The following is a 16,658-nucleotide window of genomic DNA, read 5'->3' as shown; positions in this document are numbered from 1 at the left end:
GGGCCGCGGCGACCAGGCCGGTCGTGGCGAGCCGGCCACGGAGGAACCGCGCCAGATCCTCCGGGCCGGTGATCGCCCCGATCCGCACCGCCTCCTCGGCTCCACCTGAATGGCCGTGGCCACCCGCGGGGAGCCGGGAGTCGGCGAGTAGCAGCAGCGCCGCGTGCATGTCAGAACAGGAAGTAGCGCTGGGCCATCGGAAGCTCCCCTGCCGGGGCGGGCTCTATCAGCTCGCCTTCCACGCGGACCGCGAACGTGTCGGGTTCCACCTCGATGGCCGGGAGCGCGTCGTTGTGCGGCATGGACTCCTTACCGCGCCGTCGCACGTCGGCGACCGGGACCAGGCGCCGGTTGACCCGCAGCCGGTCGGCCAGGCCGTCCTCGATGGCGAGCGGCGCGACGAAGTGCAGCGACGTGGCGGCCGCGGTGACCGGGGCCGCGCCGAACATCGGGCGGGGCATCACGGGCTGGGGCGTCGGGATGGAGGCGTTGGCGTCGCCCATCTGCGCGTAGGCGATGACGCCGCCCTTGACCACGAGCTGCGGCTTCACCCCGAAGAACGCGGGCTCCCAGAGGACGAGGTCGGCAAGCTTGCCGACCTCCACCGAGCCGACGTGCTCGTCAAGCCCGTGCGCGACAGCCGGGCAGATCGTGTACTTCGCGACATAGCGCTGCGCGCGGAAGTTGTCGGCCCGGCCGTCCCCGGGCAGGGCGCCCCTGCGCCTCTTCATCACATGGGCGGTCTGCCAGGTCCTGATGATGGTCTCGCCGACCCGGCCCATCGCCTGGGAGTCGGACCCGATCATCGAGATCGCGCCGATGTCGTGCAGCACGTCCTCGGCGGCCATCGTCGAGGGGCGGATGCGCGACTCGGCGAAGGCCAGATCCTCGGGCACCGCCGGGTTGAGGTGGTGGCAGACCATCAGCATGTCGAGGTGCTCGTCCAGGGTGTTGATCGTGTGCGGGCGCGTCGGGTTGGTCGAGGACGGCAGCACGTTGGCGTACGCCGCGACGCGGATGATGTCGGGCGCGTGCCCGCCTCCCGCCCCTTCGGTGTGGTAGGCGTGGATCATCCGGTCGCCGATGGCCTGGAGCGTCGACTCGACGAACCCCGCCTCGTTGAGCGTGTCGGTGTGGATGGCCACCTGCACGCCCGTGGCGTCGGCGACCCGCAGGCACGCGTCGATGGCGGCGGGCGTCGTGCCCCAGTCCTCGTGCAGCTTGAAGCCCGAGGCCCCGGCGCGCAGCTGCTCGGTCAGCCCCTCGGCGCTGACGGTGTTGCCCTTGCCCAGCAGCGCGACGTTGACGGGCATGCCGTCCATCGACTCCAGCATGCGCGCGAGGTACCAGGTGCCCGTGACCGTGGTGGCCTTGGTGCCCTCGGCGGGCCCGGTGCCGCCGCCGATGACCGTGGTCACGCCCGCCGCGAGCGCCTCGTCCACGATCTGCGGGCAGATCAGGTGGACGTGCGAGTCGATCGCCCCCGCGGTGACGATCTTGCCGTTGCCCGCCAGGATCTCGGTGGAGGGGCCGATCACCAGGTCGGGGTGGACGCCGTCCATCGTGTCGGGGTTGCCGGCCTTGCCGATGGCGGTGATCCGCCCGTCCCTGACGCCGATGTCGGCCTTGACCACGCCCCAGTGGTCGAGGATGACCGCGCCGGTGATCACCAGGTCGGGGGCGCCCTCGGCGCGGGTGGTCCTGGCCTGCCCCATGGACTCGCGGATCACCTTGCCGCCGCCGAAGACGACCTCGTCGCCCGCGCCCTGCCCCCTGCTGAGATCGTCGGAGACCTCGATGAACAGGTCCGTGTCCGCGAGCCGGATCCTGTCGCCGGTCGTCGGGCCGTACAGCATGGCGTACCGGGAACGGCCGATCGTCGGCTCAGTCATGCGAACCCCCCTCAGGTGCACGTGTGTCGAGCGGCCCGGCCCATTCGAGGCGCAGGCCGGGGACGACGCGGTGCCCGGCGAGCGGCACCAGCGTCACGTCGCGCTCGATGCCGGGCTCGAACCTGACGGCGGTGCCGGCGGGCACGTCGAGCCGCCTTCCCCACGCGGCGTCCCGGTCGAAGGCGAGCCCCGGGTTGGCGGCGGCGAAGTGGTAGTGCGACCCCACCTGGATCGGCCGGTCGGCGGTGTTGACCACGCGCAGGGTCACGCGCTCGCGGCCGGGGTTCAGCGGGATGGCGCCCTCGCCGAAGACGATCTCACCGGGCACCATGGGCTCGGCGCTCACTGGATGGGCCGGTGGACGGTGACGAGCTTGGTGCCGTCGGGGAACGTCGCCTCGATCTGCACCGATTCCAGCATCTCGGGGATCCCCTCCATCACGTCCTCTCGGCGGAGGACCTTGCGTCCCGCCTCCATCAGGTCGGCGACGGTCCGGCCGTCTCTGGCGCCCTCCAGGAGGAAGGACGCGATGATCGCGGTCGCCTCCGGATGGTTGAGGCGCAGCCCCCTGGCCTGGCGATCTCTGGCCACGCCCGCCGCGACGTGGATGAGCAGGCGTTCCTGTTCGTGTGGGGTGAGCCGCATGGCCGGACACTAGGCAACAACCGTTTCCGTGGCGTGACATCGGCATTTCCGCTGTGTGTCGGCCGTTGGCGGGGCGGGATATTCCTTCTCCCGGCCCGTCGGGTGAATTCACGGCAAAGAGTCCCCGACGGTGATCGGCCTCCGTGGAGTTCAACGCCGTGCGCGCCGGACGCCTTATACGGACCTGCCCGACGGACCCGTCATGTTGTTTCGGTGAAGAGCCGGTAAACGGCAATTAACAACCGCGACGTCGGCGGGAAACCTCACTCGATCACCTTGGCGGCAGATGGGTCGGTGCGGGGGCCGTATCGGCAAGGAGGAGTAATTGCGGAATTCAGCTTGGCGTATCGGGACCGCGATGGCGGTGCTGGCAACCGGGCTCGCGGCCTGTGGCGGTCAGTCCTCGACGACCACCGGTGGCACGGCCGCCGCGGGAGGGGATTCCTCCACCATCAAGGTGGGCATCCTGCACTCTCTGAGCGGCACGATGGCGATCAGCGAGGTCACCGTCCGTGACGCGGAACTGCTCGCGATCGAGGAGATCAACGCGGCCGGCGGCGTGCTGGGCAAGAAGCTCGTTCCCGTGGTGGAGGACGGCGCGTCCGACTGGCCGACCTTCGCCGAGAAGGCCACCAAGCTGATCGCGCAGGACAAGGTCGCCACGGTGTTCGGCGGCTGGACCTCCGCGAGCCGCAAGGCCATGCTCCCGGTCTTCGAGAAGCGCAAGGCCCTGCTGTGGTACCCGGTGCAGTACGAGGGGCTGGAGAGCTCGCCGTACATCTTCTACACGGGCGCCACCACCAACCAGCAGATCGTGCCCGGCCTCGACTATCTCAAGGAAAAGGGCAAGAAGAAAATCTTCCTGGTCGGCAGCGACTACGTCTTCCCCCGTACGGCCAACAAAATCATCAAGGCGTACGCGGCGGCGAACGGAATGCAGGTTCTCGGCGAGGAGTACACCCCGCTCGGCCACACCGAATACAGCACGCTCGTCAACAAGGTGGTCCAGGCCAAACCGGACGCGGTGTTCAACACGCTCAACGGCGACAGCAACGTGGCCTTCTTCAAGCAGTTGAAGAGCGCCGGGGTCACCGCCGAGCAGATGCCCGTCATGTCGGTGAGCGTCGCCGAGGAGGAGGTCAAGGGGATCGGCGTCGACAACATCGCCGGCCACCTGGTGGCGTGGAACTACTACCAGACCACCGACAACCCGGCGAACAAGAAGTTCGTCGAGGCATTCAAGGCGAAGTACGGCGCCGACCGGGTGACCTCCGACCCGATGGAGGCCGGCTACAACGCCGTCTACCTGTGGGCCGAGGCGGCCAAGAAGGCCGGCTCGACCGACGTCGAGGCGGTGAAGAAGGCAGCCGGGGGCATCACGCTCGATCGGCCCGAGGGCTCGGTCACGATCGACGGCGAGAACCAGCACATGTACAAGACCGCCAGGATCGGCGTCGTCGAACCGGACGGCCAGATCAAGGAGGTCTGGAACTCCGGCAAGCCGATCAAGCCCGACCCCTACCTCAAGACCTACCCCTGGGCCGGTGGCCTCGCCTAGCGGCGAGACGGCCGACATGAACGTGGCCGGGTCGAGGGGGAGTCTCCACCCGGCCACCCACGACGGGTCCGGAACGCGGGCGCGACCTGACCGCGGGCATCACCGCGGCGCGGAGACGCGGCGCGGCCCGCGTTCCGGAACCGATCAAAGGGACCCAGAGGCCCAGGGCGAGGACAGGCACGAGCACGAGGAGAGCCCCATCAGCGACAGCGAGACGGCCACCCGGCGGGCGGCGGAAACGATGCGGCAGGCGCGGACGCGGGGAGAGGCACGGGAGGTGGGGCCGCGATGGAGGCCATAGTCAACCAGCTTCCCATCGGGCTCTCGATCGGGGCGGTGCTGCTGCTCATCGCGCTCGGCCTGACGTTCACGTTCGGCCAGATGGGCGTGATCAACATGGCGCACGGCGAGTTCATCATGGCCGGCGCCTACACCGCGTACCTGCTCCAGGGCTGGGCGGGACGCCAGGCGGTGCTCGTGGCGCTGCCGGTGGCGTTCGTCGTGGCCGGGCTCATGGGCCTGATCCTGGAGCGGACCGCGATCCGGCACTTCTACGGCCGACCCCTCGACACGCTGCTGCTCACCTGGGGCGTCAGCCTGGTGCTGCAGCAGCTCGCGCGGGATCTGTTCGGCGCACCGAACGTGCAGGTGCAGGCCCCGACCTGGCTGCAGGGCGGCTTCGGCATCCTGCCGTACAACCGGCTCTTCATCTTCGCGCTGGCCGTCGGCAGCGTCGTGGCGATCTGGGCCTACATGAGCCGCACCTCCCAGGGGCGCCGCATGCAGGCGGTCATGCAGAACCGTCAGCTGGCCGCCGTCATGGGCATCAACACCGGACGGGTCGACCAGCGCACGTTCTTCATCGGCTCGGGCCTCGCCGGCATCGCCGGGGTGGCGCTCACGCTGATCGGCCCGGTCGGCCCAGCCCTCGGCACCTACTACATCGTGGACGCGTTCCTCGTCGTGGTCGCCGGCGGCCTCGGGCAGCTGCGCGGAGCGGTGATCGCCGCGGTCGCGCTCGGGCTGCTGAACTCGTACGCGGAGTTCTGGACCAACGCCAGCCTGGCCAAGGTCATCGTCTTCGTGGCGATCATCGCGTTCCTCCAGGTACGGCCCCAGGGCCTGTTCGTGCTCAGATCGAGGGCGCTCACATGACCACTACCGTGCGGAACGTCGTACAGCTCGCCCCGCCGGAGCCCGGGCGCCCGTGGCGCGGCAGGCTTCGCGGGCCGGCCGTGTTCGTCCTGATAGCGGTGCTCGCGCTGGTGGTGGCCCCGCTGATGCTGGAGCCCTTCCGGCTCGGGCTCCTCGCGAAGTACCTCTGCTTCGGCATCGTGGCGCTCGGCATCGGGCTGGCGTGGGGCAAGGGCGGCATGCTCACCCTCGGCCAGGGCGTGTTCTTCGGCCTCGGCGGCTACGCGATGGGCATGTACCTCAAACTCCACGACGCCGGCGGCGACCTGCCGGACTTCATGGTGTGGAGCGGCGTCGAGAAGCTGCCCGCGCTGTGGGTCCCGTTCGAGAACCCGTTCTTCGCCATCGCCTTCGCCGTCATCGGGCCGGTCCTGCTCGCGGTGCTGCTCGGATCGCTGGTGTTCAGGCAGCGCGTGCGCGGCGCCTACTTCGCGATCCTCACCCAGGCGCTGGCCGCCGCGATGGTCATCCTCCTGGTCGGGCAGCAGGGCTTGACCGGCGGCACCAACGGCCTGACCAACTTCTTCGACCTCTTCGGGCAGGACCTGGCCGTCGACGGCACGCAGCGCGGGCTGTACGTCGTCGTCGCGGCCGTCCTCGGCGTGCTCTACCTGGTGGCCTGGCAGCTCGTCCGGAGCAGGTTCGGCAGGCTGCTGGTCGCGATCAGGGACGGCGAGGACCGGGTGCGCTTCCTCGGGTACAACCCGGCGACCGTCAAGACGATCACCTTCGCCGTGTCGGCGGGCATGGCCGGCCTCGCGGGGGCGCTGTTCGTGCCCGTCGTCGGCATCATCTCCCCCGCGCTGCTCGGCGTCGTCCCCTCACTGGAGCTGGTCGTCGCGGTGGCGGTCGGCGGGCGGTTCTCGCTGGCGGGGGCCGTGCTCGGTGCGGTCGTCATGGGGTACGCCAAGACCTCCTTCAGCGAGGAGTTCGCCGACGGCTGGCTCTACCTGCAAGGAGCGCTGTTCATCCTGGTCATGACGCTGGCGCCCAAGGGCGTCTTCGGCCTGGCCGCGACCGTACGCGACCTGCTGCCGTCGAGGAGGGCACGGGCATGAGCGGCGCCCTGCTGGAGGTACGCGACCTGTCGGTGGTGTTCGACGGGTTCCGGGCGATCGACGGAGTCGACTTCACGGTCGAGCAGGGGGAGCTCCGCTTCCTCATCGGCCCGAACGGCGCCGGCAAGACCACGCTGATCGACGTGATCACCGGCCTAACCCGGCCGGCCGGAGGTTCGGTGCGGTTCGAGGGCTCGGACCTCGTCGGCCGCAAGGAGCACGAGATCGTCCGAATGGGCGTGGGGCGCACGTTCCAGACCTCGGTGGTGTTCGAGCAGCTCACGGTCGTGGAGAACCTCGACCTCGCCGCGTCGTTCCGCCGGCCGCTGTGGTCGCTGGCCCGGCGGCGGCGCGGCGTGTCCGAGGCCGTCGCCTCGGCGATGGCGACCACCGGGCTGGACGCGCTCGCCGACCAGCCGGCGGGGGTGCTGTCCCACGGCCAGCGGCAGTGGCTGGAGATCGGCATGCTCATCGCCCAGCGCCCCAGGCTGCTGCTCCTCGACGAGCCGGTCGCCGGGATGTCGGGGGACGAGCGGTCGCGCACGGGCGAGCTGCTCACCGAGATCGCCAAGGACCACACGGTCATCGTGATCGAGCACGACATGGATTTCCTGCGACGGTACGCGTCCCAGGTGACGGTGCTGCACGAGGGAAAGCTGCTCGTGGAGGGCTCCGTCGACCAGGTCAGAGCGGATCCTCGCGTCCAAGAGGTGTATCTCGGCCGCGCCGAGGAAAGAGGCAGGGGCCCGGCCGCCGGCCGGGCCGATGAGAAACCGGCCGATGAGAAACCGGCCGATGAGAAACCGGCCGATGAGAAACCGGCCGATGGGAAACCGGTCGTGGGCTCGGCCGCCGGTTCGGGCGCCGGGGAGGTGAAGTGATGCTGTCGGTACAAGGACTGGAGTCGGGGTACGGCAGGGCGCGCGTGCTGTTCGGCGTGTCCTTCGACGTGCCGCCGGGCAGCCTGGTCTGCGTCATGGGACGCAACGGCGTGGGCAAGACCACACTGCTCAACACCGTCATGGGGGTGCTGCCCGCCACGGCGGGTACCGTCACGTTCGAGGGCAAGGACGTGACGAAGCTGCGGCCCCACGAGCGGGTGCGGCTCGGCCTGGGCTACGTCCCCCAGGGGCACGAGACGTTCCCGCAGCTGAGCGTGATGGGCAACCTCCTGGTGACGCTGGAGGCCTCCCCGCACAAGGACCCCACCGCGATCGAGGAGGCCCTCACGGTCTTTCCCCGGCTCAAGCCGCTCCTGAAGAGGCGGGCGGGCTTCCTGTCCGGGGGGCAGCAGCAGCAACTGGCCATGGCGCGGGCCCTGGTCACCCGGCCCAAGCTGCTGATCCTCGACGAGCCGACCGAGGGCATCCAGCCGTCGATCATCCTGGAGATCGAGGAGGCCATCGAGCAGTTGCACGCCTCCGGGCTCGCCGTGCTCCTCGTCGAGCAGTACCTCGATCTCGCGCTCAGGCTCGCCGACCGGTTCATCATCCTCGACGCGGGCCACGTGGTACGCGCGGGCGGCGCCGAGGAGCTCCACGAGGAGGAGGTCCACCGCCTCCTGGCCGTCTGAGGTCTCACGGTGGCGTCCTGCCCGCCCGCTCGGTCTCGATGGCGAGGTGGGAGTAGTGGTAGTCGAACGCCGGACGCTCGGAGCGGATCGGCGGGAGGAACAGGAAGTTGTGCCGGGGAGGCGGGCACGACGTAACCCACTCCAGCGAGTTGCCGAACCCCCACGGGTCGTCGACGGTCACTTTCGGGGCGTGCCTCCAGGTGTGCCAGACGTTGTACAGGAAGGGCAGCGTCGAGGCGCCGAGGATGAACGCGCCTATCGAGGAGATCAGGTTGAGGGTCGTGAAGCCGTCTGTGGGGGAGTAGTCGGCGTAGCGGCGCGGAAAGCCTTCGGTTCCCAGCAAGTGCTGCACCAGGAAGGTGGTGTGGAAGCCGATGAACAGCAGCCAGAAGTGCCATTTGCCCAGCGTGTCGTTGAGCATCCTGCCGGTGATCTTCGGCCACCAGAAGTAGAACCCGGCGAACATCGCGAAGACGACGGTGCCGAAGACGACGTAGTGGAAGTGCGCCACCACGAAGTAGGTGTCGCTCACGTGGAAGTCCAGCGGTGGTGAGGCGAGGATCACGCCGGTGAGCCCGCCCAGCAGGAACGTGACCAGGAAGCCGACGGCGAACAGCATCGGCGACTCGAACGACAGGTGGCCCCGCCACATCGTGCCGACCCAGTTGAAGAACTTCACCCCCGTCGGCACGGCGATGAGGAACGACATGAACGAGAAGAACGGCAGCAGCACGTGACCGGTGACGAACATGTGGTGCGCCCACACCACGGCTGACAGCCCCGCGATGGCGATCGTCGCCCCGACCAGGCCTATGTAGCCGAAGACCGGCTTGCGGCTGAAGACCGGGAGCACCTCGGTGATGATGCCGAAGAACGGCAACGCGATGATGTACACCTCCGGATGCCCGAAGAACCAGAACAGGTGCTGCCACAGCAGGGCGCCGCCGTTCTCGGCGCGGAAGACGTGCGCGCCGAGTTCCCTGTCGATCCCCAGCACCAGCAGCGCGGCGGCCAGCACCGGGAAGGCCAGCAGCGCCAGCACGCTGGTGAGCAGGATGTTCCACGTGAAGATCGGCATCCGGAACATGGTCATGCCCGGCGCGCGCATGCAGATGATCGTGGTGATGAAGTTCACCGCGCCGAGGATCGTCCCGAGCCCCGACAGGACCAGCCCGACGATCCACAGTCCCTTGCCGATGCCGGGCGAGTAGGTGTCGGTGGACAGAGGCGCGTAGGCGGTCCAGCCGAAGTCCGCCGCGCCGTCGGCGGTGAAGAACCCGGCGACGACGATCAGGCCGCCGAACAGGAACAGCCAGTAGCTCAGCATGTTGAGCCGGGGGAAGGCCACGTCGGGGGCGCCGATCTGCAGCGGCATGATCGCGTTCGCGAAGCCCGCGAACAGCGGGGTGGCGAACAGAAGCAGCATCAGCGCGCCGTGCATCGTGAACAGTTCGTTGTAGTGCTTCTGGGTGACGAACTGGAGGCCCGGCTGAGCCAGCTCGGCACGGATGATCATCGCCAGCACGCCCGCGAGCACGAAGAACAGGAAGGACGTGATGAGGTACAGGTTGCCGATGACCTTGTGGTCGGTGGTGGTCGCCCAGCCGATGATGAGCTGGCCCTTGCGGACGGGCTTGCGGGGCTCCTCGATTCGGGGCACTCGGGTGGAGGTCACTGGACCACCCCCTCAGGGTCGCGTAGCGCTCGCACGACACACCCCCCGCCACGGCTGACAATCGTGCTACTTGTGGTTGTAGTCCGATTACAGCCTGCTAAGGGCGTCTGTTGGCGAAACGAGCGGCAAAGACACGACAGCGACGGCCAGGCTTTCCTGGCAAAACCCTGGCCACCCCACGCGTTTGGGGACTATTAGTCGTAGTTCTCGACCTCGTCGACGGGGCGGGGGGTGGAGAAGTCCGGGTCCTCGCCGAACTCCCGGCGCGCCTTGCGCTGCCGCAGGAGGTCCCAGCACTGGTCCAGCGCCTCCTCCAGCTCGCCGACGCGGGCCTTCTCGTCGTCGGCGGAGACGTCTCCCGTGCCGACCCGCTCGCGCAGAACGTGCTCCTCCGCGATGAGTTCCTTTATCTTGGTAAGGATCTCGCCATCCTGCATATTCGTGCCTCCTAATCTCCAATGCGAGCTTACGGGGTGGAAGGCTGGGGATCTTAGGGGTCCGACCCCCGGGTTCCGGCGTCGCGTTCCGGCGACTCCCCGGGGTCTGCTACGGTCTGGGTATGCTGCGCGGGCTGCTTCTTAGCTGCCGCGGCGAGGGCCTGTAAGAGGCCGGCCCCCTCGCCGCGGAGCGAGCCATGCGCGTCGGCCGCTTTAGGGTTAATCCCGGTGGCGACCTCTCTCTGATTCGTCAGACCAGTTCAGGCGTGAAGTCCTGACGTGTGCCGCCCCGGTCTCCGAAACCGATCAGGAGCACGCAATGTATCCCCAGCAGCAGCCCAGTCCCATGCCGTTCCAGCGCTACCAGGCGTTCGCCCCCGTACGCCTGGCCGACCGCACCTGGCCCGACAAGGTCATCGACCGGGCCCCCCAGTGGTGCGCGGTCGACCTGCGCGACGGCAACCAGGCGCTGATCGACCCCATGGACCCCCACCGCAAGCTCAACATGTTCGAGCTGCTGGTCCGCATGGGCTACAAGGAGATCGAGGTGGGTTTCCCGGCCGCCTCGCAGACCGACTTCGACTTCGTGCGGCAGATCATCGAGGAGGACCGCGTCCCCGACGACGTGGTGATCCAGGTGCTGACCCAGGCCAGGCCCGAGCTGATCGAGCGCACCTTCGAGGCGGTGCGTGGCGCCAAGCAGGCCATCGTCCACCTGTACAACTCCACCTCGACCCTGCAGCGCCGTGTGGTGTTCGGCCAGGACAAGGACGGCATCACGGCGATCGCCGTCGAGGGCGCGAAGCTGTGCAAGAAGCTCGCCGCCCAGATGGGCGACACCGAGATCTACTTCCAGTACTCGCCGGAGTCGTTCACCGGCACCGAGCTGGAGTACGCCGTCGAGGTGTGCGACGCCGTCAACGACGTCTGGCAGCCAACCCCCGACCGCAAGGTCATCATCAACCTGCCGGCCACCGTCGAGATGGCCACGCCGAATGTCTACGCCGACCAGATCGAGTGGATGCACCGCAACCTGGCCTACCGCGACTCGATCGTGCTGTCCCTGCATCCCCACAACGACCGGGGTACGGCCGTCGCCGCAGCCGAGCTGGGCTTCCAGGCCGGAGCCGACCGCATCGAGGGCTGCCTGTTCGGCAACGGCGAGCGCACCGGCAACGTCTGCCTGGTCACCCTGGGCATGAACCTCTTCTCCCAGGGCGTCGACCCGATGATCGACTTCGGCGACATCGACGAGATCCGCCGCGTCGTCGAGTACTGCAACCAGCTCCCGGTCCACCCCCGCCACCCGTACGGCGGCGAGCTGGTCTACACCGCCTTCTCCGGCTCCCACCAGGACGCCATCAAGAAGGGCCTGGAGGCGCTGGAGCGCGACGCGACGGCGGCCGGGGCGCAGGTCGACGACTTCGCGTGGGCCGTGCCCTACCTGCCGATCGACCCCAAGGACGTCGGCCGCACCTACGAGGCCGTCATCCGGGTCAACAGCCAGTCCGGCAAGGGCGGCGTGGCGTACATCATGAAGGCCGAGCACGGCTTCGACCTGCCGCGCCGACTGCAGATCGAGTTCTCCGGCGTCATCCAGTCCCACACCGACACCCAGGGCGGCGAGGTCACTCCGGCCCAGATGTGGGAGGTCTTCCGCGACGAGTTCCTGCCGAACCCGGTGAAGCCCTGGGGCCGCCTCGGCCTGCTGGCCCACCGCAACGTCTCGCAGGTCGACGAGAAGGACGCCATCAGCGCCGACATCCGCGTCGACGGCCAGATCCGCGAGGTCGAGGGCGTGGGCAACGGGCCCATCTCGGCCTTCGTCGACGCGCTCAGCAGCGTCGGGGTCGACGTGCGGGTGCTCGACTACACCGAGCACGCCATGAGCGCCGGCAGCGACGCCCGCGCCGCCGCCTACGTCGAGTGCCAGGTCGGCGACCGGGTGCTGTGGGGCATCGGCGTCGACGCCAACACCGTCACCGCCTCCCTCAAGGCCATCCTCTCGGCCGTCAACCGCGCATCCCGCTGACCGTTTCCATCAGGTGATCGGGGCGCTTCAGAGCCGCCTGAGTGAACCGGATCATCCGGTTCACTCAGGTCTCGTAAGAGCCCGGCGACCTCTTCCGCATCGGCCTGGAAACCCCGTTATAGATGCGACCAACATGTCGGCATAGCACCGTCCAACGTGCCAGCAAATCTCCGGCCAACATGCCAGTGATACTGCGACCAACGTGCTGGCAACCTGGCGGCCAACATGTCGTTGGAGGGTCCACTGTGCCATGCTGATCTGGTGGTTGTCCCTTCGCAGACTCCTCTTGGCAAGGTTGTTCCTCGCCACGCCAGTGTGGCTGTCGGGGAGGCCCTCGCCGATACCCGTGTCGTGCTCGTCAATGGCGCGCGCCAGTGTGGCAAGAGCACATTGGTCCGGCTTCTGGCCAAGGACCGTGCGGCCGAGTGGCGAAATCTCGACACGCCGGTGGTCCGGCAAGCCGCCCTCACTGACCCGGCCGGTTTCGTCGCCTTCCCGGAACTGATGGTGATCGACGAGATCCAGCGGGTGCCCGACCTGTTATTGGCCATCAAAGAGCAGGTGGACACCTACCCGGCGCCTGGTCGCTATCTGCTGACCGGATCAGCGCGAGTGCTGGGCCTTAGGGCGCTTCCGGATCTACTGCCCGGCCGGATGGAGACCATCGAGCTCTGGCCCTTCTCTCAAGGCGAGATCGACGGCACCGCCGATGGCTTCGTGGATGCCCTCTTCACCGAGGGTGAGCGTCTCCGCCACACCTCGGCGGTCACGCGCAACGAGTACGCGGAACGGGTGGTCAGAGGGGGCTTTCCCGAGGCTGTCGCTAGATCGAATCCTCGGCGGCGAGAGCGGTTCCTCGACTCGTATGTGTCCGACCTCATCGCACGAGACGTGAGCCAGTTGGCGGAGATCGAACGGGTACCGCAGATGCGTGCCCTCGTGCGACTGCTGGCCGCGCGGTCGGGTCAGCTTCTGGTCGCCAACGCGATGAGCACCGCCGTCGGGCTGTCCGCGACGACTATCCATCGCTATCTTGCGTTGCTCGACGAGGTGTTCCTGACCAAGCGCATTCCCGCGTGGTCACGCAATATCAGCAGCCGTGCGATCAGTACACCGAAGGTCGCGTTCGTGGATTCGGGGGTGGCCGCGAACCTTCTTGGCGCCGACTCCAGGAGCCTGGTGCGACCGGACGGCCAGTTCGGTCCCCTCCTTGAAGGGTTCGTCCTTATGGAACTGGCCCGCCAGCTGACCTGGTCTGAGCAGCGCGCCGAGTTGTTCCACTATCGCACCAAGGACCAGGTCGAGGTGGACGCCGTCCTGGAGAACCGCCAAGGCCAAGTGATTGGTATTGAGGTCAAAGCGTCATCGACCGTGCGATCCGACGACTTCAGAGGGCTGCGACACCTGGCCGATCGCCTTGGTGACGACTTCATCGTCGGAGTCGTTCTTTACACGGGCACGCAGACTCTCCCCTTTGGCGATCGCATGCGCGCCATGCCGGTCAGCGCCCTATGGGAAGGGCGCTGACCGCGCCGTTGAGGTAACGCTCGCTGGCCACCCAAGCGCAGGCGGCGCTTGACCAACTACGAGCGCAACAACCCCCTACCGCCGCGGCCCCGGACTCCGCGGGTGAAGGAGCAAGCGATGACCGAGGCGACCCGCGATGACGCGGACCCACGCTCCACGTCCGAAGGAGCACGGTTATGACCGAGGCGATCCGCGCTGAGGGCCTGGTCAAGACGTTCGGGCGCACCCGCGCCCTGGACGGGCTCGACCTGACCGTGCGCACCGGCGAGGTACACGGCAGGCTGGTTCGTGCCACGGGCCACCCCTCTTCGCCACCCTGGTGCTAACTACCTGGCGCCGACGCGGTGGGACGTGGTACGGCGATGTCGGCGCCACTGTACGGTGGCCGACCTGGTGAACGTTCGTGGAGGCCGCCTTAGACGAGGTCGCCGTCCTTCAGTGTCCGGGTGAAGGCGTTCCACGCGGAGCCGGTGCACACGAGCGCCGGTCCCGCGACGTTCTTGCTGTCACGGACACCTCGACGTCCACCGGGCAGCTTCGCGACCTCAACGCAGTTACCGCCGTTGCTGCCCGAGCGCGATGACTTGGCCCATTTAGCTGCCCTGAGTTCCTGGGTCAGCTCGTCCATTGCTGTATCTTCTCCTTGATCAATTCCAGGGACTCGCGTTGGGACAGTGCTTCGGAGCGAATTCCCTCGTACCTGAATGCTAGGGTCCGTACGGCCTCTGTCCAGTCGGTTACCTGGGCGTTCGAAGCCGCCTCGATGTAGGCCGTGTCGGGTGTCCCACTCGCTTGGGCGATCATGAAGCCTCCGAGAAGCCCGGTCGTGGACAAGGCCTTAAGCGGGAGAACCTGCATGGTGATCCTCGGAGCCCGCCCGAGTTCAACCAGGTGAGCCAGTTGTTCCGCCATGACATTGGGACTGCCGATCGGCCGGTGGAGTATGCCCTCATCCAGGACCACCCAGAGCATGGGCGGCTTGGGGCGCTTAAGGATTGACTGTCGCTCCATGCGCGCGGTGACATGTTCTTCCACCTCGTCAGGGGTTACACCCGGCTCCCCGTTCAGCATGGCTCTCGCGTAGTTCTCGGTTTGAAGCAGGCCGGGAACGATCAGCGGCTCCCAGGTGCGGAGCGCCTCGGCCGTTGCCTCGACGTCCAGCCATGGACGGAACCAGGGTGGGGCCGTCGAACGACTGACCATCGGCCAGAGGCGCATCAATGCCCCTTCGGCTTCCAAAGCCTCGTCGCAGTGGCGGGCGAACTCCTCGGACGGTGACCGTTTCGCGGTCTCGATCATGCTGATTGTGCCGACCGAGTACGGCACCGCGCGGGCCAGGCGCAACTGGGACCATCCTCGTTCCTTGCGGTGTCGCCGCAGCTCGAAGCCGAACAGGGCGGTCGGGGATTCGGAGGGGTTGAGATCGATTTCCTTTGGCATTGGGGCTCCGAAGGCTCTTCCTCAGCTTTTCACCGGGGGTTTCAGTTAAAGCGTTGATGACTGGTTGAAGTCGATCGAACACATACTGTAGCCAAAGCCTGGGAGGGTGGAAAGGTCGGTCGGGAACAAATTTTCGAGCAGGGGAAGTCATGGAGCCATCGAGCGCGGAGCCGAGGATTCTCGGAGCGGCGACTCTCGCCAGTGTTCACGAATCTGTTTCGCGCGCACGCTCTGAAGTGCGCGGATGGCTGGGAGCCGCCCACCCGGTCATCGACGACGTAGTCCTCGCCACCTCCGAGCTGGTGACCAATGCGATCACGCACTCCAGCTCGAAGCCGAGCGATTTCATCGGCCTCACCCTCATCGAGGCGGACGACGCCGTCGTCATAGAGGTCAGTGATCCGGGTTCGATCTTCTCTGGTCCTCATGTACGGAAAGAGCCGCAATCCGAGCACGGCCGGGGGCTGCTGATAGTCCGCGAGATTTCGCTCGCCTGGGGAACGCGTGAACTCGGCTCGGGTCTGGGCCGTACCGTCTGGTGTGCCATCCGGTTGATCAAGGCTCGCGATGACGCGCCAACTCGCGTGTCCGGCTAGAAAGGCGCCGCCCCGCAAGCGGCTTGCCTTTTGGACGTGGCTCCTCGGCGGAGGTGAGACCGGAGCCCGTCACCAGACGTCCGGCCGGGGCCTTCCCCTCGTGCCCCGCCCGGACCGGCCCCCCGGCGACCTCGGTCGCGCCCCCGCGGGGGGCCACACCACACTCAGACCGGCGCGCGATGCGGGGGCAAGAGCACCATCGCCGTCGCCCAGAACGGTCCTCCGCATCCGGTTCTGGTCGAAGGCGTTAGACCATCTGGGGGCCGGGCCGCTCAACCCGCAGCGGTGAGGCCCAGCAGGTGGGCCTGGGTGGCGGCCGTGTGGTCGAAGGCGGCGGCGCGGTCTTGCTCGATGACGTTCTTGTACATGCCGAACAGCTCGAAGCTCACCGAGCCGTAGATGGCGGTCCAGGACTCCAGCGCCCGCAGGATCAGGTCGTCGGAGAGCGTGGAGAACAGTGCCTCGCGGAGCGGCCCGGCATCCGCCGCGAAGCTTTCGGGAGCGGGCGGAAGGCCAGGCAGCGGCGACAACCGCCCCGCCTCGTCGGCGTCGCGCAGGATCGCCGCGAAGACGATGCCGTCGCGGGCGGCGGCCACCGCGGTGTCCTGAGGTGCGACGTAGCCGGGCACGGGGGAGCCGTGGATGAGGGCGTACTCGGACGGGTGGGCGAGCGCCCAGGTGCGTATGGAGCGGCAGACGGCCATCCACCGGTCGAGGTGGCGGTCGCGCGGACACGCCGCGTCGGCCTCCTCCACTGCGGCCCCCACCGCGTTGAACGCCTCGATGATGAGCGCGGTGAGCAACTCGTCCCGGCTTGGGAAGTAACGGTAGATCGCCGACGAGACCATGCCGAGCTCCCGTGCCACGGCGCGCAGGGAGAGCCCGGAGGTGCCCTCGATGGCGAGCTGGCGCCGGGCCACCTCTTTGATCTCGCTGATCAGCTCGGCGCGGACACGTTCGCGAGCGGTACGGCTGGCGTTCATCGAATCCTTTCAGCGTGGAGACCCCGGCCTTCAGGCCGGGGAGGAAAC

15 protein-coding genes and 2 pseudogenes are annotated in these 16,658 nt (G+C 67.9%); 9 read left to right on the top strand and 8 right to left on the bottom strand.

Annotated features, from left to right (window positions below):
* Positions 1-170 precede the first annotated feature (170 nt).
* From AB0O34_RS32880 to AB0O34_RS32870, 3 genes are read right to left on the bottom strand one after another with little or no spacing between them, the layout of a single operon-like run.
* A complete protein-coding gene (locus AB0O34_RS32880) occupies positions 171-1,892 on the bottom strand; it encodes an urease subunit alpha (RefSeq protein ID WP_363922175.1) in 1,722 nt (573 codons plus the stop codon).
* Positions 1,885-2,223 carry an urease subunit beta gene (locus AB0O34_RS32875; RefSeq protein ID WP_363922179.1) on the bottom strand — a complete coding sequence of 113 codons (339 nt, stop codon included), beginning with the start codon at positions 2,221-2,223 and terminating at the stop codon, positions 1,885-1,887. The genes AB0O34_RS32880 and AB0O34_RS32875 overlap by 8 nt, the downstream gene beginning before the upstream one ends.
* Positions 2,224-2,234: 11 nt before the next feature.
* Positions 2,235-2,537: an urease subunit gamma gene (locus AB0O34_RS32870; RefSeq protein ID WP_262842735.1), complete on the bottom strand. Its 303-nt coding sequence runs from the start codon at positions 2,535-2,537 to the stop codon at positions 2,235-2,237.
* Positions 2,538-2,895: 358 nt separating this feature from the next.
* Between AB0O34_RS32870 and urtA the strand changes: the two genes are divergently transcribed.
* From urtA to urtE, 5 genes and pseudogenes are all read left to right on the top strand, one after another.
* Positions 2,896-4,095, top strand: coding sequence for an urea ABC transporter substrate-binding protein (urtA, locus tag AB0O34_RS32865; protein ID WP_363922177.1), 1,200 nt, complete (start codon positions 2,896-2,898; stop codon positions 4,093-4,095).
* Positions 4,096-4,383: 288 nt separating this feature from the next.
* Positions 4,384-5,250: an urea ABC transporter permease subunit UrtB gene (gene urtB, locus AB0O34_RS32860; protein WP_363922173.1), complete on the top strand. Its 867-nt coding sequence runs from the start codon at positions 4,384-4,386 to the stop codon at positions 5,248-5,250.
* Positions 5,247-6,347: an urea ABC transporter permease subunit UrtC gene (urtC, locus tag AB0O34_RS32855; RefSeq protein WP_363922171.1), complete on the top strand. Its 1,101-nt coding sequence runs from the start codon at positions 5,247-5,249 to the stop codon at positions 6,345-6,347. Before urtB ends, urtC begins: the two co-directional genes overlap by 4 nt.
* Positions 6,344-7,072: pseudogene (urtD, locus tag AB0O34_RS32850) on the top strand (urea ABC transporter ATP-binding protein UrtD); the annotation flags it as partial. The gene urtC and the pseudogene urtD, both read left to right, overlap by 4 nt.
* A gap of 155 nt (positions 7,073-7,227) precedes the next feature.
* Positions 7,228-7,920 (top strand): urea ABC transporter ATP-binding subunit UrtE, encoded by a 693-nt coding sequence (gene urtE, locus AB0O34_RS32845; protein WP_363922169.1) that lies wholly within the window; start codon positions 7,228-7,230, stop codon positions 7,918-7,920.
* Positions 7,921-7,924: 4 nt separating this feature from the next.
* On the opposite strand, the gene ctaD is transcribed toward urtE, so the two are convergent.
* A complete protein-coding gene (gene ctaD, locus AB0O34_RS32840) occupies positions 7,925-9,595 on the bottom strand; it encodes a cytochrome c oxidase subunit I (protein WP_363922167.1) in 1,671 nt (556 codons plus the stop codon).
* Positions 9,596-9,789: 194 nt separating this feature from the next.
* On the bottom strand, positions 9,790-10,032 hold the full coding sequence (locus tag AB0O34_RS32835; RefSeq protein WP_363922165.1) for a DUF2630 family protein: 243 nt from the start codon (positions 10,030-10,032) through the stop codon (positions 9,790-9,792).
* Positions 10,033-10,351: 319 nt separating this feature from the next.
* On the opposite strand from AB0O34_RS32835, the gene leuA reads away from it, so the two are divergent.
* From leuA to AB0O34_RS32820, 3 genes and pseudogenes are all read left to right on the top strand, one after another.
* The gene (gene leuA / locus AB0O34_RS32830) at positions 10,352-12,064 is read left to right on the top strand and encodes a 2-isopropylmalate synthase (protein WP_363922163.1); all 1,713 of its coding nucleotides are present in this window, start codon (positions 10,352-10,354) and stop codon (positions 12,062-12,064) included.
* 225 nt (positions 12,065-12,289) lie between these two features.
* The gene (locus AB0O34_RS32825) at positions 12,290-13,591 is read left to right on the top strand and encodes an ATP-binding protein (RefSeq protein ID WP_363922161.1); all 1,302 of its coding nucleotides are present in this window, start codon (positions 12,290-12,292) and stop codon (positions 13,589-13,591) included.
* Between the two features lie 176 nt (positions 13,592-13,767).
* Positions 13,768-13,875: pseudogene (locus AB0O34_RS32820) on the top strand (ABC transporter ATP-binding protein); the annotation flags it as partial.
* 131 nt (positions 13,876-14,006) lie between these two features.
* Here AB0O34_RS32820 and AB0O34_RS32815 read toward each other — a convergent pair.
* A complete protein-coding gene (locus AB0O34_RS32815; RefSeq protein WP_363922159.1) occupies positions 14,007-14,219 on the bottom strand; it encodes a DUF397 domain-containing protein in 213 nt (70 codons plus the stop codon).
* Positions 14,207-15,031 carry a helix-turn-helix transcriptional regulator gene (locus AB0O34_RS32810; RefSeq protein ID WP_363922157.1) on the bottom strand — a complete coding sequence of 275 codons (825 nt, stop codon included), beginning with the start codon at positions 15,029-15,031 and terminating at the stop codon, positions 14,207-14,209. Before AB0O34_RS32810 ends, AB0O34_RS32815 begins: the two co-directional genes overlap by 13 nt.
* Positions 15,032-15,180: 149 nt before the next feature.
* On the opposite strand from AB0O34_RS32810, the gene AB0O34_RS32805 reads away from it, so the two are divergent.
* The gene (locus tag AB0O34_RS32805) at positions 15,181-15,627 is read left to right on the top strand and encodes an ATP-binding protein (protein ID WP_363922155.1); all 447 of its coding nucleotides are present in this window, start codon (positions 15,181-15,183) and stop codon (positions 15,625-15,627) included.
* Between the two features lie 272 nt (positions 15,628-15,899).
* Here AB0O34_RS32805 and AB0O34_RS32800 read toward each other — a convergent pair whose 3' ends face one another.
* Positions 15,900-16,610 (bottom strand): TetR/AcrR family transcriptional regulator, encoded by a 711-nt coding sequence (locus tag AB0O34_RS32800; RefSeq protein ID WP_363922153.1) that lies wholly within the window; start codon positions 16,608-16,610, stop codon positions 15,900-15,902.
* Positions 16,611-16,658 lie beyond the last annotated feature (48 nt).

Source organism: Sphaerisporangium sp. NPDC088356 (assembly GCF_040685555.1).
In the GTDB taxonomy this organism is placed as follows: domain Bacteria; phylum Actinomycetota; class Actinomycetes; order Streptosporangiales; family Streptosporangiaceae; genus Sphaerisporangium.
Note: the sequence above shows the minus strand (reverse complement) of the source record. Positions and strands in the feature narration are given on the sequence as shown.